The organism is Massilia frigida, assembly GCF_011682175.1.
Taxonomy (GTDB): Bacteria; Pseudomonadota; Gammaproteobacteria; order Burkholderiales; family Burkholderiaceae_D; genus Telluria_A; species Telluria_A frigida.
On the sequence record NZ_WHJG01000014.1, the window covers coordinates 148640 to 161932 of the forward strand.

At 64.6% G+C, this 13293-nt stretch carries 15 protein-coding genes; 4 read left to right on the forward strand and 11 right to left on the reverse strand.

From position 1 onward, the window contains the following. Window positions 1-6: 6 nt before the first annotated feature. The 11 genes from fliP to fliF form a co-directional block, all read right to left on the reverse strand. Window positions 7-798 carry a flagellar type III secretion system pore protein FliP gene (fliP, locus tag F2P44_RS15825; protein WP_167088011.1) on the reverse strand — a complete coding sequence of 264 codons (792 nt, stop codon included), beginning with the start codon at window positions 796-798 and terminating at the stop codon, window positions 7-9. Beyond that, entirely contained in the window at window positions 788-1426 is a 639-nt protein-coding gene (gene fliO, locus F2P44_RS15830) for a flagellar biosynthetic protein FliO (RefSeq protein ID WP_167088013.1), read from the reverse strand. Before fliO ends, fliP begins: the two co-directional genes overlap by 11 nt. Continuing rightward, a complete protein-coding gene (gene fliN, locus F2P44_RS15835; protein ID WP_167088015.1) occupies window positions 1423-1839 on the reverse strand; it encodes a flagellar motor switch protein FliN in 417 nt (138 codons plus the stop codon). Before fliN ends, fliO begins: the two co-directional genes overlap by 4 nt. A gap of 14 nt (window positions 1840-1853) precedes the next feature. Continuing rightward, on the reverse strand, window positions 1854-2831 hold the full coding sequence (gene fliM / locus F2P44_RS15840) for a flagellar motor switch protein FliM (protein ID WP_054264144.1): 978 nt from the start codon (window positions 2829-2831) through the stop codon (window positions 1854-1856). A gap of 6 nt (window positions 2832-2837) precedes the next feature. Beyond that, window positions 2838-3353: a flagellar basal body-associated protein FliL gene (gene fliL / locus F2P44_RS15845; RefSeq protein ID WP_167088017.1), complete on the reverse strand. Its 516-nt coding sequence runs from the start codon at window positions 3351-3353 to the stop codon at window positions 2838-2840. Window positions 3354-3562: 209 nt separating this feature from the next. Next, complete coding sequence (locus F2P44_RS15850; RefSeq protein WP_167088019.1) at window positions 3563-5008, reverse strand: flagellar hook-length control protein FliK; 1446 nt, start codon at window positions 5006-5008, stop codon at window positions 3563-3565. Window positions 5009-5040: 32 nt separating this feature from the next. Next, window positions 5041-5481 carry a flagellar export protein FliJ gene (gene fliJ, locus F2P44_RS15855; RefSeq protein WP_167088021.1) on the reverse strand — a complete coding sequence of 147 codons (441 nt, stop codon included), beginning with the start codon at window positions 5479-5481 and terminating at the stop codon, window positions 5041-5043. Between the two features lie 35 nt (window positions 5482-5516). Continuing rightward, window positions 5517-6926, reverse strand: coding sequence for a flagellar protein export ATPase FliI (gene fliI, locus F2P44_RS15860; protein ID WP_167088023.1), 1410 nt, complete (start codon window positions 6924-6926; stop codon window positions 5517-5519). Continuing rightward, a complete protein-coding gene (locus tag F2P44_RS15865) occupies window positions 6923-7609 on the reverse strand; it encodes a flagellar assembly protein FliH (RefSeq protein ID WP_167088025.1) in 687 nt (228 codons plus the stop codon). The genes fliI and F2P44_RS15865 overlap by 4 nt, the downstream gene beginning before the upstream one ends. Next, on the reverse strand, window positions 7609-8601 hold the full coding sequence (gene fliG / locus F2P44_RS15870) for a flagellar motor switch protein FliG (RefSeq protein WP_167088027.1): 993 nt from the start codon (window positions 8599-8601) through the stop codon (window positions 7609-7611). The genes F2P44_RS15865 and fliG overlap by 1 nt, the downstream gene beginning before the upstream one ends. After that, window positions 8594-10291: a flagellar basal-body MS-ring/collar protein FliF gene (fliF, locus tag F2P44_RS15875; protein ID WP_167088029.1), complete on the reverse strand. Its 1698-nt coding sequence runs from the start codon at window positions 10289-10291 to the stop codon at window positions 8594-8596. Before fliF ends, fliG begins: the two co-directional genes overlap by 8 nt. Window positions 10292-10544: 253 nt before the next feature. On the opposite strand from fliF, the gene fliE reads away from it, so the two are divergent. From fliE to F2P44_RS15895, 4 genes are all read left to right on the forward strand, one after another. After that, the gene (gene fliE / locus F2P44_RS15880) at window positions 10545-10895 is read left to right on the forward strand and encodes a flagellar hook-basal body complex protein FliE (protein ID WP_167088031.1); all 351 of its coding nucleotides are present in this window, start codon (window positions 10545-10547) and stop codon (window positions 10893-10895) included. 143 nt (window positions 10896-11038) lie between these two features. Continuing rightward, window positions 11039-11848 (forward strand): CPBP family intramembrane glutamic endopeptidase, encoded by an 810-nt coding sequence (locus F2P44_RS15885; protein ID WP_167088033.1) that lies wholly within the window; start codon window positions 11039-11041, stop codon window positions 11846-11848. A gap of 31 nt (window positions 11849-11879) precedes the next feature. Further along, a complete protein-coding gene (locus F2P44_RS15890; protein ID WP_167088035.1) occupies window positions 11880-12188 on the forward strand; it encodes a hypothetical protein in 309 nt (102 codons plus the stop codon). Window positions 12189-12390: 202 nt separating this feature from the next. Beyond that, complete coding sequence (locus F2P44_RS15895) at window positions 12391-13260, forward strand: tyrosine-type recombinase/integrase (protein ID WP_167088037.1); 870 nt, start codon at window positions 12391-12393, stop codon at window positions 13258-13260. The last annotated feature ends 33 nt before the right edge of the window (window positions 13261-13293 follow it).

A 13293-nucleotide genomic window follows, 5' to 3' on the forward strand; every position in this document is an offset into this window, starting at 1 on the left:
GCCTTTCTAGTAAAAACTCTGGGCGAGCGAGCCGAGCAGCAACTGCCATCCATCGACCAGCACGAACAGCATCAGCTTGAACGGTAGCGAAATGACGGCCGGCGACATCATCATCATCCCCATCGACATCAGCACCGAGGCCACCACCATGTCGATGATGAGAAACGGGATGAAGATGGCAAAGCCGATCTGGAACGCGGTTTTCAGTTCGCTGGTGACGAAGGCCGGAATCAGTATGCGCAGCGGAATGTCTTCCGGCCCTTGCAGCGCCGCCGAGCGCGAAATGCGCACGAACATGGCCAGGTCGGCCTGGCGCGTCTGCCGGATCATGAAGGTTTTCAGGGGCGCCACCCCCTTGTCCATGGCTTCGCCCATCTGGATCTTGTTTTCCTGCAAGGGCTGGTAGGCCTCCACATAAATCTTGTCGAACACCGGGCCCATGACGAACAGGGTCAGGAACAGCGCCAGCCCGACCATGACCTGGTTGGGCGGGGCCGACTGGGTGCCGATCGCCTGGCGCAGCAGCGACAGCACGATGATGATGCGGGTAAAACTGGTCATCATCAGCAGCACCGCCGGCAGGAACGACAGCGCCGTCATCAGGAGCAGCGTCTGCACCGGCAGCGAGTACGCCGTGCCGCCGCCCGGGGCCGGCGTGCTGGTGAAGGTCGGGATGCCCGGCGCGGCCAAGGCCAGCGCCGGCAGCCCGATGGCCGGCACCAGCGCCAGCAGCGGCAGCCAGCGCCGCGCGCGGCTCAATGAGGGCAGCGGCGGCAGGGAAGGCGGTTTAGCGTCCATTGCGTTTGTCGATGGTCTGTTTCAGCCACTCGGCGAAGGTACCGGACGCCGGGCCGTTGCCCAGCACTGCGGGGCCGCCGGGTGGCGTATCGCGCTTGGGCATGGTGGCCAGCGCGTTGACGCGGCCGGGCGAGGCGCCCACCACGATCCACTGGTCGCCCACTTCGACCACGATGATGCGTTCGCGTCCGCCAAGGCTGAGTGCGCCGACGGTGCGGATCTGGGCCGCGCCGGCGGCAGCTTGGGGACCGTAGCGTTTCATGAACCAGACCATGCCGCCCAACAAGGCCAGCACCAGGGTCAGGGCGAAAATGGTTTGCAGCAGGTTGCCGGCCGATGGCCCCGCCATCGGACCGGGCGCCGGCTGCGCGGCGGCAGGGGCAGGCATGGCGGCGGCGGGCGCCGGCGTGACAGCGGCCGCAGCCGGAGGTGCAAGCGTGGCCGCAAGCGGGGCCGCAACCGGAAGACTGGCCTGCGGCGCGGCGGCGGCAGGCACGGATGCGGTCGGAACCGCAGGAACGGACGCAGCCGCCTTATCGGCGGAAACGGACGCAGCCGCCTGATCGGCGGCCAGGGCCGGCGCCAGGCTGCACGCCAGCGCCACGGCGGCAAGCAGGCGGGCCGTCATTTATTCAGTTTTCGAATCCGTTCGGACGGCGTGATGATGTCCGTCAGCCGAATACCGAATTTATCGTTCACCACCACCACCTCGCCCTGGGCGATCAGGCAGCCGTTGACCAGCACGTCCATCGGCTCGCCCGCCAGTCCGTCAAGCTCGACCACCGAGCCCTGGGCCAGCTGCAGCAGGTTCTTGATGGCGATCTTGGTCCGTCCCAGCTCGACCGTGAGCTGGACCGGGATGTCGAGGATGAAGTCGATATCGTTCGGCGTGTCGGGCCTGGTGCCCTTGTTGGAAAAATCCTTGAACACGGCCGCGCTGGCGGCCTGGCTTTGCAGCGCCTCGGCTTCCGCCTTGGCCTGTTCGGCGATGGCCGCGCCCCAGTCGTCGTCCATTGCATCATCTTCCAGATTATCGGCCATATTGCTCTCCTAAATTATTTGGTGTCCGCATTGGCGAGCAGTTTCTCGACCTTGAGCGCGTACTGTCCGTTGAGCACGCCGTAAGTACAATCCATCACCGGCACCCCATCGACGGTGGCCTGGATCTGTTCGGGCACGTTGAGGGCGACGATATCGCCCACCTTGAAATTGAGAATCTCGTCGAAGGACGCGCGCGCGGTGCCCAGCACGGCCACCAGTTCGACTTCGGCGATCTGGATCTGCTGGGTCATCAGGCGGATCCAGCGCTTGTCCACTTCCAGCGCCTCGCCCTGCAGGCTGGAGGTGAGCGTGTCGCGGATCGGTTCGATCATCGAATACGGCATGCAGATGTGAATCTGGCCGCTCACCGAGCCCAGTTCGATGGTGAAGGTGGACGACACCACCACTTCGTTCGGGGTGGCGATGTTGGCGAACTGGGTATTCATCTCGGAACGGATGTACTCGAACTCGACCGGATACACCGGTTCCCACGATTTCGCATACGAATCGAACACGATATCGAGGATGCGCAAGATGATGCGCTGCTCGGTCTGGGTAAAATCGCGCCCCTCGACCCGGGTATGGAAGCGCCCGTCGCCGCCGAACAGATTGTCCACCAGCAAAAACACCAGGCCTGGATCGAATACGATCAGGGCCGTGCCGCGCAGCGGCTTCATGTGCACGAGGTTGAGGTTGGTCGGCACCACCAGGTTACGGATGAATTCGCTGTACTTGGAAACCCGCACCGAGCCGACCGAGACCTCGGCGCTGCGCCGGATGTAGTTGAACAGGCCGACCCGCAACAGGCGCGCGAAACGCTCGTTGATGATTTCGAGCGTCGGCATGCGGCCGCGCACGATCCGTTCCTGGGTCGCCAGGTTGTACGTGCGTACGCCCGTGTTGTCTTCGGGCGCGGACGCTTCATCCTGGTCGCCGTTGACGCCCTTGAGCAGGGCATCGACTTCTTCCTGCGAGAGAAAATTATCGGCCATGGCGCATTATTGGGGCTGGATGATGAACTGGGTGAACATGACGTCGTTCACTTCCTGCGGCTCGTCGTGCTCGACGAACGGCTTCTTGAGCGCCTCGAGAATTTCCGCGGCCAGCTTGTTCTTGCCGTCCACCGTCTTCACTTCCGAGGCTTTCTTGGCCGACAGCAGCAGCAGCACGCGGCTGCGCACCTTGGGCATGTTCGCCTTGATCAGGTCAGCCTGCTCGGGGCCCAGCACTTCAAGCGTGATGGTCGTTTGCAGCATGCTCTCTTCTTCGCCATCCGGTTGCAGATTGACGGTAAATACTTCGAGCGGGGCGAACACCGGCGCCGCGTGGGCCTTGGCCTTTTTCTTTTTCTTGGACGGCTTGGCCGATTCCTCGGTGTCATCGCCCCCCTTGTGCATGAAAAACCAGCCCGCACCGCCGCCGCCCAGCGCAAGCACGGCCACCAGCGCACCGATCATGGCCAGTTTCTTCGACGGCGGCTTGGCGGCCGCATCAGGGGGGGCTGCAGCTTTCATGTTTGCTTTCGCTTTCAAAGTACCTCAAGACGACGTCGGTGGATCATGCCTGCATTATGTCATTATCGCGAAGAGATGAGCGGGCGGATGCGTGGAAAACAGGGCCGAACCCGGCCCAACTCGTGGCTAGCTATCGACAGCCGATGCGCTGTGCAAGCGCGGCGCCGGGTGTGCCGCCGGGAATGCCGGACAGTGCATGCCGTCCGTCATCAGGCGAAGGTGTCGACCACGCCCAGCCGTCCACCCTGGGCCGGGGCCTTGGCGGCCAGGCGCTCGTTGGCGTCGGACGCGCTGCCGTTGACCAGGCCACGCACCTCACCCGTGCCGCTGCCGCCCGCCATCGCGCGTCCGCCCTGATCCTGGTCCTGGCGCTGTTCCGGCATGCCGGCGTTGACGCTGGCGTTGCCCAGCGAAATGCCGCTTTCATCCATCATCTCGCGCAGCTTGGGCATGGCGTTTTCCAGGGCCTGGCGCACTTCCAGCTCGCCCGACGAGAACGTCACGCTGGCATTGTCGCCGCTGATGTTGAGCACCACCTGGACCGGACCCAGGTCGGGCGGGTTGAGCGTCAATGTCGCGCTTTGTTCCTTGCCGGCCACCATCCAGACGATTTTCTGGCCGACCTGGTTGTCCCAGGCCGGGGTGCCGACGCGCGCCGACAGCTTGTCGGCGCCGGCATTGGCGGCCTGCGCCAGGCCGGCTGCGGCTTGCTGCAGCGGCGCGCCGACCGGGGTCGCCTCGATCGCCTTGGTCTCGATGGCGAGCGCCTCGGGCAGTTCGCGCGCGGCGGGAGCGATGCGCGCCGCCTCGGTTTGCAGCACCGCCGCTTGCAGCGCCGGGGCGGTGCCCTGGGCCTGGGTGGTGTCGGCGGCGGCGCTGGCGCTGGCGCCGGCCGCGCGCGGCATGGCGCCTTCCAGCAGGGCGCGCAGCTCGCCGGCCGGGGCGGCATCGGTTTCCATGGCCAGGGCCGGTTCGGTTGGCAGGCCCAGCGCGCCGACTGCGGGCGGGGTGGGGGCGCCATCGATGGTCGGGAAGCGCCCGGCCGCCGCCATGGCCGGCGCGGTGAAGGCGGCCAGCGCGGCATCGGCCGCCAAGCCCGGATCGGTGGCGGCACCAGCAGCGCCGCTGGCGCTGCGGGTCGCGGCCAGCGTGCTCCAGGCCGGATCGGTGGCCACCGGCGCGGCCCCCGCTTGCGCAGGCTGGGTCAGGCTGGCGACCAGGGCCAGCATGTCGGCCAGGGGCAGTTCGGCGCGTGCGGCCGCTGCGGCGGCGCTGTCGGCGGCAGCGGCGGCGGCGGCCGCGCTAGCGTCGGTCGCGGGGCTGTTGCCGCTCTCGCCGGACTGGGTATGGCCGCCATTACCGGCGGCCGGGGCGCCTGGGCGGGCTGGCGCGGCGTCCGCAGCGGGCGCGCTGGCCTGCTCCGCCTTGGCGCCTTGTTCCGGGCGCGCGGCGGGGGCTTTCTCGGCCGGGCGCGGCGCGGCGGCCTTGGCCGGCGCCGGTGGCTGCTGGGTCATGCTCTGGCGCTGCGCGATTTCGCGCGACAGCGTCTGGCCGAACTGCACCGCCGGTGCCGTGGAGGCGGCGTTATTGGTGCGCGCCGGTGCCGGCGTGGCATTCAGGGAAGTCAGTGGCTGCGGAATCGGAGACGTGGACATGGCGGGCGATCGGTTGGTTATGACAGGGTGCATCAACGTTTGTAATAAGCCTGGCGGGCGGCGTGTTCATCCATCTGTTTCTGGTCGCGCTTGTTTTCCAGGCGCAGTGCTTCAGCCGCCGCGCGCTCGTTCAGGGTGCGGTACGACACCCGTTTGCGCTCGCTCGCCTGCCACAAGCCCTTTTCCACCGCGCTGCGGTTGTGCGCATGCTTGACGATCTCGCGCTGGCCCAGGATGGCGTGCTCCAGCTTGCCCATGAAGGCAATGAAATTGGCGTACGCCATCGGCGTCATGCCGCCGCGCTGGGCCGCGTCCAGCTTCAGCGCGTAATCCTCCAGATAGCCCAGCAGCATCTGCAGCTTTTGTTCGGTCTCTTCGGCCGCCTTGATCGCCACCCCCAGCCGCTTGGCGGCCTCGTCGGTGTCGCGCTGGGCGAGTTCGAGCAGGGTATCGAGGACGGTTTGTTTTGCCATAATGCATCATTATAGGCACGCCGATTCGGATTCCATCACGAGAATAGAGAGGTCAATTCGGCCAAGCTCTGCGGCATGCCGACGTTGTCCTTGATTTCCTGGCAGAGAAACGCTTCGATTTTCTCGTTCAGGGCGATGGCCTGGTCGAGCACCGGGTCGCTGCCGTGGGCGTAGGCGCCGACCGTGATCAGGTCGCGCGAGCGTTCGAAGCGCGAATACAGTTGCTTGAGGCGGCGCGCGGCGTGCTGGTGGGCGGTGCTGGTGATGGTGTGCATGGCGCGGCTGATCGACTGTTCGATGTCGATGGCCGGATAGTGGCCAGCCTCGGCCAGGCGCCGGTTGAGCACGAAGTGGCCGTCCAGGATCGCGCGCGCCGAGTCGGCGATCGGGTCTTGCTGGTCGTCGCCCTCGGTGAGCACGGTGTAGAAGGCGGTAATCGAGCCGCCGCCCACCAGGCCGTTGCCGGCCCGTTCCACCAGTACCGGCAGCTTGGCGAACACCGATGGCGGATAGCCCTTGGTGGCGGGCGGCTCGCCGATGGCCAGCGCGATTTCGCGCTGCGCCATGGCGTAGCGGGTCAGCGAATCCATGATCATGAGCACGTTCTTGCCCTGGTCGCGGAAATGTTCGGCAATCGCCGTGGTGTACGCCGCGCCTTGCAGGCGCATCAGCGGCGGGGTGTCGGCCGGCGCCGCCACCACGGCCGCGCGCGCCAGGCCTTCCGGTCCCAGGATGTGTTCGATGAATTCCTTGACCTCGCGGCCGCGTTCGCCGATCAGGCCGACCACGACCACGTCAGCCTTGGTGTAGCGCGCCATCATTCCCAGCAGTACCGATTTGCCGACGCCGGAACCGGCGAACAGGCCCAGGCGCTGGCCGCGGCCGACGGTGAGCATGGCGTTGATCGCCCGGATGCCGACATCGAGCGTTTCCACGATGGGGGCGCGGTCGAGCGGATTGGCGGGACGCACGTTGATCGGACCGCTGTCGTCGGTGAGCAGGGGGCCCAGGCCGTCGAGCGGGCGCCCGGCGCCATCGACCACCCGGCCCAGCAGGCCCATGCCGACTGGCAAGTGGCGCGCGCGGTCGCTCGGACGGCGCCGTGGATGGGCCACCGAGCCCGGACGGGGCAGGGTGGCTTCGACCGGCAGCACCTTGGTGCCCGGCACGATGCCTTCGACATCGCTTTGCGGCATCAGGAACAGGCGGTCGCCGTCGAAGCCGACCACTTCCGCTTCAACCCGGGCGCCGCTCGGCATCGGGATGGTGCAGGCGCTGCCGACGGCCAGCTTGAGGCCCACGCATTCCATGACCAGCCCGGCCACGCGCGTGATGCGGCCCGACACCAGCTGCGGCTCGACGAAGCCAACCAGGGTGCCGCAGTCGCGCAGGTAGGACGACCAGCGGCTGGTATGGCGGTCCAGCTCGGGCTTGGGGCGGCTCATCGGTCCAGCCACTCGACGTCGTTCTTGCCGAGCGCGGCGGCCAGGCGCTGCCAGCGCACCTCGACCTGGGAATCGATCTGGTTGCTGGCGGTATCGATCTTGCAGCCGCCGCGCGTGATCTGGGCATCGTCCGTCACGCGCCAGCCGCCCTTGTCGAGTTCGTCGCCGATGGCGTCGCGCACCAGGCGCGCGTCGTCCGGGTGCAGCATCAGCACGGCCGGCTGCTGCAGCACTGGCAGGTAGGAGATGGCGTCGCGCACCACCGCGATGATCAGCTCGGGCTTGACCGTGAGCGCGGTGCGCAGCATGTTCTTGGCCAGGTGCAAGGTCAGTTCGAGCAAGTCGTTGGCGATGTTCTCGTCGGCATGGGTGAGCGCCTGGGTGAAGGTGGCGGCGATCGATTGCAGGTTGGCCATCTCGGCCGCGCTTTCCTCGCGCCCGAGCGCCTGCGCATCGGCATAGCCGGCCGCGTGGCCCGCTTCGTAGCCTTCCAGGCGCGCCTGTTCGCGGATGGCGGCCAGTTCGTCCTCGCTCGGCCAGGCCGGCGCCGGCGGTTCGTCGGGCAGCGCTTCCTGCACGGGCGCGCTGTCGAGCAAGACCGGTTCCGGTTCCGGAACGCGGTCGAAGGAATTCATTTCCCAGCGCTGGTAGGCGGTTTGCAGTTCTTTTGGAAGAGTAGCCATCAGACGAAGGAATCCTCACCTTTGCCGAGCACGATCTGGCCTTCGTCGGACAGGCGGCGCACGATCTGCAGGATTTGCTTTTGCTGGGTTTCGACTTCGGACAGGCGCACCGGCCCTTTCGATTCCAGGTCTTCACGCATCATTTCGCCGGCGCGCGCCGACATATTGCGGAAGATTTTCTCGCGCAATTCCTGCGAGGCGCCCTTGAGCGCCATGATCAGCATTTCGGACTGCACTTCGCGCAGCAGCAGCTGGATGCCGCGGTCGTCGATATCGATGATGTTATCGAACACGAACATTTCATCCATGATTTTCTGGGCCATGTCGTTGTCGTAGTTCTTGATGTTATCCATCACCGAACCCTCTTGCTCGCCGCTCATGAAGTTGAGGATTTCGGCCGCCGCGCGTACGCCGCCGAGCGAGGATTTCTTGATGTTTTCATTGCCCGACAAGAGCTTGGTGAGCACGTCGTTCAGTTCGCGCAGGGCGGCCGGCTGCACCCCGTCGAGGGTGGCGATGCGCAGCACCACGTCGTTGCGCAGGCGGTCGGTGAAGTTGCCCAGGATTTCGCACGCCTGGTCGCGCTCCAGGTGGACCAGGATGGTGGCGATGATCTGCGGGTGCTCGTTGCGGATCAGTTCCGACACCGACGAGGCGTCCATCCACTTCAGGCTTTCGATGCCGGACGCATCCTTGCCGCCCAGGATGCGCGAGAGCAGCACCGCGGCCTTGTCGTCGCCCAGCGCCTTGGTCAGCACCTGGCGGATGTATTCGTCCGAATCGAGGCCAACGGTGGAGGTCAGTTCGGTCTGCTCGCGGAACGAGTCGAGCACGGTAACCACCTGTTCATGCTGCACGTTTTTCATCGTGGCCATGGCCGCGCCGAGTTTGAGCACTTCGCGCGGGCCGAGGAAGCGCATCACCTCGGCCGCCTCGGACTCGCCGATGGCCAGCATCAGGATGGCTGCCTTCTGGATTCCATTATCATTCATTTGTACCTACCCATGCCTTGATGACGTTTGCGACGATGCGCGGATCTTCCTGTGCCAGTTTCTTGGCCAGCGCCAGGTTGGCCCGGTAGCTGTGGTCTTGCTGCGATTCGGCCAGGGCTTCGGCTTCCTGCTGGGCGGCCTCGGCGGTGGCGGCTTCCTCGGCCTTTTCTTCCGCAGTCGGGACCGGCTCGGGCGGCACTTCGTGGGCCTTGTCGAACTTGGTCAGCACCGGGCGCAGCATCGGGCGCAGCAGGCGGAAGTACAGGAACGCGATGACGGCGAACACGAACAGGTACTTGGCGACGTCCTTGGCCAGCGGCAGGTTGGCCGGATCGCGCCACCAGTCGAGCGTGGCGGCCGGCACGTCCGGCTTGTCCACGCCATCGAAGGCGGCATTGGTCACGTTGAGCGTGTCGCCGCGCTCCTTGGAGTAGCCCATCGCCTGCTTGACCAGCTCGTTGATCTTGGCCACCAGGTCGGGCGCGAGCGGGGTCACCGTGACGCGGCCGGTCTTGGCGTCGACCGTGCGCCGGTGGTTGACCAGCACCCCGACGGTCAGGCGCTTGACCAGGCCCATCGGACGCTGCTCGTAGCGGATGGTCTTGTCGACTTCAAAATTGGTGGTGGTGTCCTTGCGCGTCGGGCCGGTGGTGGCCACAGGCGCGGTACCGGGCGCTCCGGTGGCGGTCAGGGGCGCCGTGGCCAGGCCCGGCGGCTGGTTGGAGAGCGCGCCCGGTACGCCGGCCGGATTGGCGCTGCCGGGGCCGTTCGCTTCCGAGGTTTGCTGGCTGCGGATCGATTGCGGCTCCGGTGGCGAGTTTGGCTTGTAGACTTCGGCGGCCGTGTCGACCTGGGCGAAGTCGATGTCGGCGGTCGCTTCGGCGCGCACATTGCCGGGGCCGACCAGCGGCGTGATCAGGGACTCGACCTGCTTGATGATGTTCTTCTGCACCGCTTCCACGTACTTGAGCTGGTTCGGATCGAGCTTGCGCGCGTTGCCCGATTTGTCCGGATCGGACAGCAGGTTGCCGTTCTGGTCGACCACGGTCACGTTCGAGACCGGCAACTCCGACACGCTCGACGCCAGCAGGTGGACGATGGCGTTGACCTGGGCCTGGTCGATGACGCGTCCGGTTTGCAGGTTCAACAACACCGAGGCGGTCGGCTTTTGCTGCTCGCGCACGAAGACCGACGGTTTCGGCAGGGCCAGGTGCACGCGCGCCGAGCTGACGGCGGCGATCGATTCGATCGAGCGCGCCAGTTCGCCTTCGAGCGAGCGCTGGTAATTGACTTGTTCGTGGAACTGGGACACGCCCAGTTTCTGGTTTTCCATCAGCTCGAAGCCGACTGTGCCGCCCTTGGGCAAGCCTTGCGCGGCCAGCTTGAGACGGATGCCGTGCACTTGCTCGTTGGGCACCATGATGGACGCGCCGCCATCGGAAAACTTGTAGGGCACCGCCATCTGGTCGAGCGAAGCCATGATGGCGCCGCCATCCTTGTCGCTGACATTGGTAAACAAGATGCCGTATTCAGTGCGCTGGCTCCACAGCCAGATGCCCAGCATCAAGGCCAGCACCGCCGCGATGCCGCCCCCACGCAGGAAATTTTTTCCGAGCGGAGTCTGCAGGAACGTGGGGGGCGGCGTGTCCTGGGGGATATCGACGAGTTCTTCTGCGGTTGCAGCTGCCATGGTGGGGGTGTCCGACGGGCTAGGCCCAAACTGGTAGGAATTTCCCAAACCTGCGCAAAGGTTGGGGCTCAGACTCCATTATGTGGGGCGGGGCCCCCGCTCAAAGCATCGAACAGAGCGCGCTTTTGGCCCCTGCTCGCGGGGCCGGCGCGCCACCCGGGTGCTATTCTGGCACCCTGACTTCGCTGGTATGCATATTGTACTCGCGGGATGGGGCAGGGATGCGCCCGCCAGTGTGAACATAGGAAATAACATGAACGTGAACGGAATCGGATCGGACCGGATCGAAGCGATGATGGCCCAGCTCAAGGCGGCCGCTGCGCGCCCGGCTGGCGGCGTCGGGCCGGCGCTCAAGGTCGTGCCCGAGCCGGCTGTCGCCAAGGTCGACTTCGCCGACGCGCTCAAGAATTCGATCGCCGAGGTCAGCGATGCCCAGCTCAAGGCGGGCGAGCAGGGCAAGGCGTTCACCATGGGCGACGACAGGGTGAGTTTGTCGGATGTGATGGTGTCGATGCAAAAGGCCAGTATTGGCTTTCAGGCAACCGTGCAGGTGAGGAACAAGCTGGTGTCGGCGTATCACGAGATCATGAATATGCAGGTGTGAGCGCGGCCGCTGTCGCTTTTCCCCCTGCGGTCGCCAGGGATCACTTTGGCCTTATTGAAATTTCCTTCTTGTAATAATTCTTGAAATCACGTTTACTCGTGCTTTTGCTTGGCTTCACTGCCTGGAAACACGATTGCTGATTGATGGATAAGAAAAAAGAGAGCTTCCCCAACGCGCTGGAAGCGCTGATGCTGTTTGTCGCGCTGTATATGGCCGAATATGTGGTGGGCGCGGCGCTGTATGACGTGCGCGGCGCGTTGTCGATGGAGCCGCGCGACTTGGCCGGCATGATCATGGTGCTCGCCAATGGCCTTATCTTTACCGTGGTGATGCACTACAAAGGCCTGAGCTACCGCGCGCTGTTTCACTCGTCGCCGGCGTCCGCCAGCGCCACCGTGCTGATGGTCTTTCCGGCGCTCGCCCTGACGCTTCCCTTGATCTTCATGGCCATGTCCATGCTCGACGCAGCGATGCTCATGCTGTTTCCCATGACGTCCCAGGAGCATGCCCTGTTTGCCAACATGAAGGCCGACAGCGTGGGAATGATCGTGGTGATCTGCGTTCTGGCCCCGGTGCTGGAAGAAATGCTATTTCGCGGAATTATCTTGCGCAGCTTTCTGGGCCAATATCCGAAATGGGCTGCCATCCTGGCATCGGCCGGGCTGTTCGGCTTTGCGCACATGAATATCTATCAATATGTCGGTGCCGTGATCATCGGGGTGTTTCTCGGCTGGCTGTATGAGCGCACCAAGTCCTTGCTACCCTGCATCGGACTGCATGCCGCGTATAACACCATGTGCGTCGCACAGGAGTGGAGTGATGTGCGCGAGGCGCGGGAGGGTTTGCCGGAGTTCGCATCCTCATCCTGGCTGATCGCGATGCTGGAGGGGGCGGCGGGGGCGGCTTTCCTATATCGTGTACTGCACGTGCCTGCCGCGCAGCGCGGCAGGTGAGCGGAGATTGATTGATCACTGAAAGGCACTGATGTTCTGGAGTACTGATATCGGGCAGGGCGTGGTCGTGTTCGACGACATTTCTTTTCTTCCCGACGCGTTCGATGCGGCCCACCATGCCGATTACCTCAAGGAAGACCTGCTGCAGATTGTCTTTCCCGACGATCTGGTGCTGGACGTCGGCTGGACTCCCTCGTTCGATGAGCATGGCCACTTTCTGCTGATGCTGGTGAGCGATAGCAACTGGGACGAGCCGGTCGAGCGTGCCGAGTTCACCGATGTGGTGACGCTTAAGGCGCGGATCGCGGGCATTGCCGGCAAACTTGCTCACGATGTTTGAACGGGAACTGCATGCGCCAGCCAGTTAAAGCGGCCTTGGGAGGCGAGAATGGCCAGTTCGGCATGAGGTCTGCTTCCGGCCAGAGGACTAAACCGCTCGCGCGGTAGGACTTCGATTGAAGGTAGCTTGTAGTTGACACCATGGCTCCGGTTTCTATCGTGAAACAGAGGCAATCCGCCTCGTTTCCGACAGGAGCCAAGCCATGAAAGCGCCAGTAAATCCCCCCAGCCCGCTGCGCCAGCGGATGATCGAAGACATGCGCATGCGCAAGCTCGCGCCCAAGACGCAGCAACACTATGTTCGAGCCGTGCACCGGTTCGCGGAGTTTCTCAAGCGCTCACCGGACACTGCCAGCACCGAAGATTTGCGGCGCTATCAGCTGTATTCGGTAGACCAGGGCACATCGCCGGTCTCGCTGAACGCGGCCATTACCGGCCTGAAGTTCTTCTTTGACATACCGGCCGATCATCCGGAATTGATGGCCAAGATGCGCCCGGTGCGCGTACCACGCACCCTTCCCGTGATACTAAGCCGTGAAGAAGTCAGTCGCCTGATCATTTCCGCCGGCAACCTCAAGCATCAAACGGCGCTCGCACTGGCCTACGCCACGGGGCTGCGCGCCAGCGAGGTTGTCGCCCTCAAGGTCGCTGATATCGATAGCGAGCGCATGACACTGCGCGTGGAACAAGGCAAGGGCCAGAAGGAGCGCTACGCCATGCTCGCGCCGGTGTTGCTCGAACGCCTGCGCCTGTGGTGGCGTGTGGCACGCGCCCAGGGAAAAATGCCAGATGGCGGCTGGCTGTTCCCGGGTCTCAATCCCATCAATCAACTCAGCGCTCGACAGCTCAAGCGCGCCATCCATGCAGCAGCGCACGAGGCCCGGATCGAAAAAAATGTGTCGATGCATACCCTGCGCCATAGCTTTGCCACCCACCTGCTGGAACAGAAGGTTGATATCCGTGTTATCCAGGTGCTGCTGGGTCACAAGAAGCTCGACACCACAGCCCTCTATGCACAGGTCGCGACAGAACTCCTGCGCGAAGTGGTCAGCCCGCTGGAGGCCGTGCGATAGACGAAGGTCGTGGCCACGACACGGCCTGCCCTT

Bases quoted from the DNA above. Each gene is read 5' to 3' on its own strand.
- fliE (WP_167088031.1), top strand. From the start codon at position 10,545: ATGAACGTGAACGGAATCGGATCGGACCGGATCGAAGCGATGATGGCC.
- fliP (WP_167088011.1), bottom strand. From the start codon at position 798: ATGGACGCTAAACCGCCTTCCCTGCCGCCGCTGCCCTCATTGAGCCGC.
- fliF (WP_167088029.1), bottom strand. From the start codon at position 10,291: ATGGCAGCTGCAACCGCAGAAGAACTCGTCGATATCCCCCAGGACACG.
- F2P44_RS15865 (WP_167088025.1), bottom strand. From the start codon at position 7,609: ATGGCTACTCTTCCAAAAGAACTGCAAACCGCCTACCAGCGCTGGGAA.
- fliG (WP_167088027.1), bottom strand. From the start codon at position 8,601: ATGAATGATAATGGAATCCAGAAGGCAGCCATCCTGATGCTGGCCATC.
- fliL (WP_167088017.1), bottom strand. From the start codon at position 3,353: ATGAAAGCTGCAGCCCCCCCTGATGCGGCCGCCAAGCCGCCGTCGAAG.
- fliI (WP_167088023.1), bottom strand. From the start codon at position 6,926: ATGAGCCGCCCCAAGCCCGAGCTGGACCGCCATACCAGCCGCTGGTCG.
- F2P44_RS15890 (WP_167088035.1), top strand. From the start codon at position 11,880: ATGTTCTGGAGTACTGATATCGGGCAGGGCGTGGTCGTGTTCGACGAC.
- F2P44_RS15895 (WP_167088037.1), top strand. From the start codon at position 12,391: ATGAAAGCGCCAGTAAATCCCCCCAGCCCGCTGCGCCAGCGGATGATC.
- fliN (WP_167088015.1), bottom strand. From the start codon at position 1,839: ATGGCCGATAATCTGGAAGATGATGCAATGGACGACGACTGGGGCGCG.
- fliO (WP_167088013.1), bottom strand. From the start codon at position 1,426: ATGACGGCCCGCCTGCTTGCCGCCGTGGCGCTGGCGTGCAGCCTGGCG.
- fliM (WP_054264144.1), bottom strand. From the start codon at position 2,831: ATGGCCGATAATTTTCTCTCGCAGGAAGAAGTCGATGCCCTGCTCAAG.
- F2P44_RS15850 (WP_167088019.1), bottom strand. From the start codon at position 5,008: ATGTCCACGTCTCCGATTCCGCAGCCACTGACTTCCCTGAATGCCACG.
- fliJ (WP_167088021.1), bottom strand. From the start codon at position 5,481: ATGGCAAAACAAACCGTCCTCGATACCCTGCTCGAACTCGCCCAGCGC.
- F2P44_RS15885 (WP_167088033.1), top strand. From the start codon at position 11,039: ATGGATAAGAAAAAAGAGAGCTTCCCCAACGCGCTGGAAGCGCTGATG.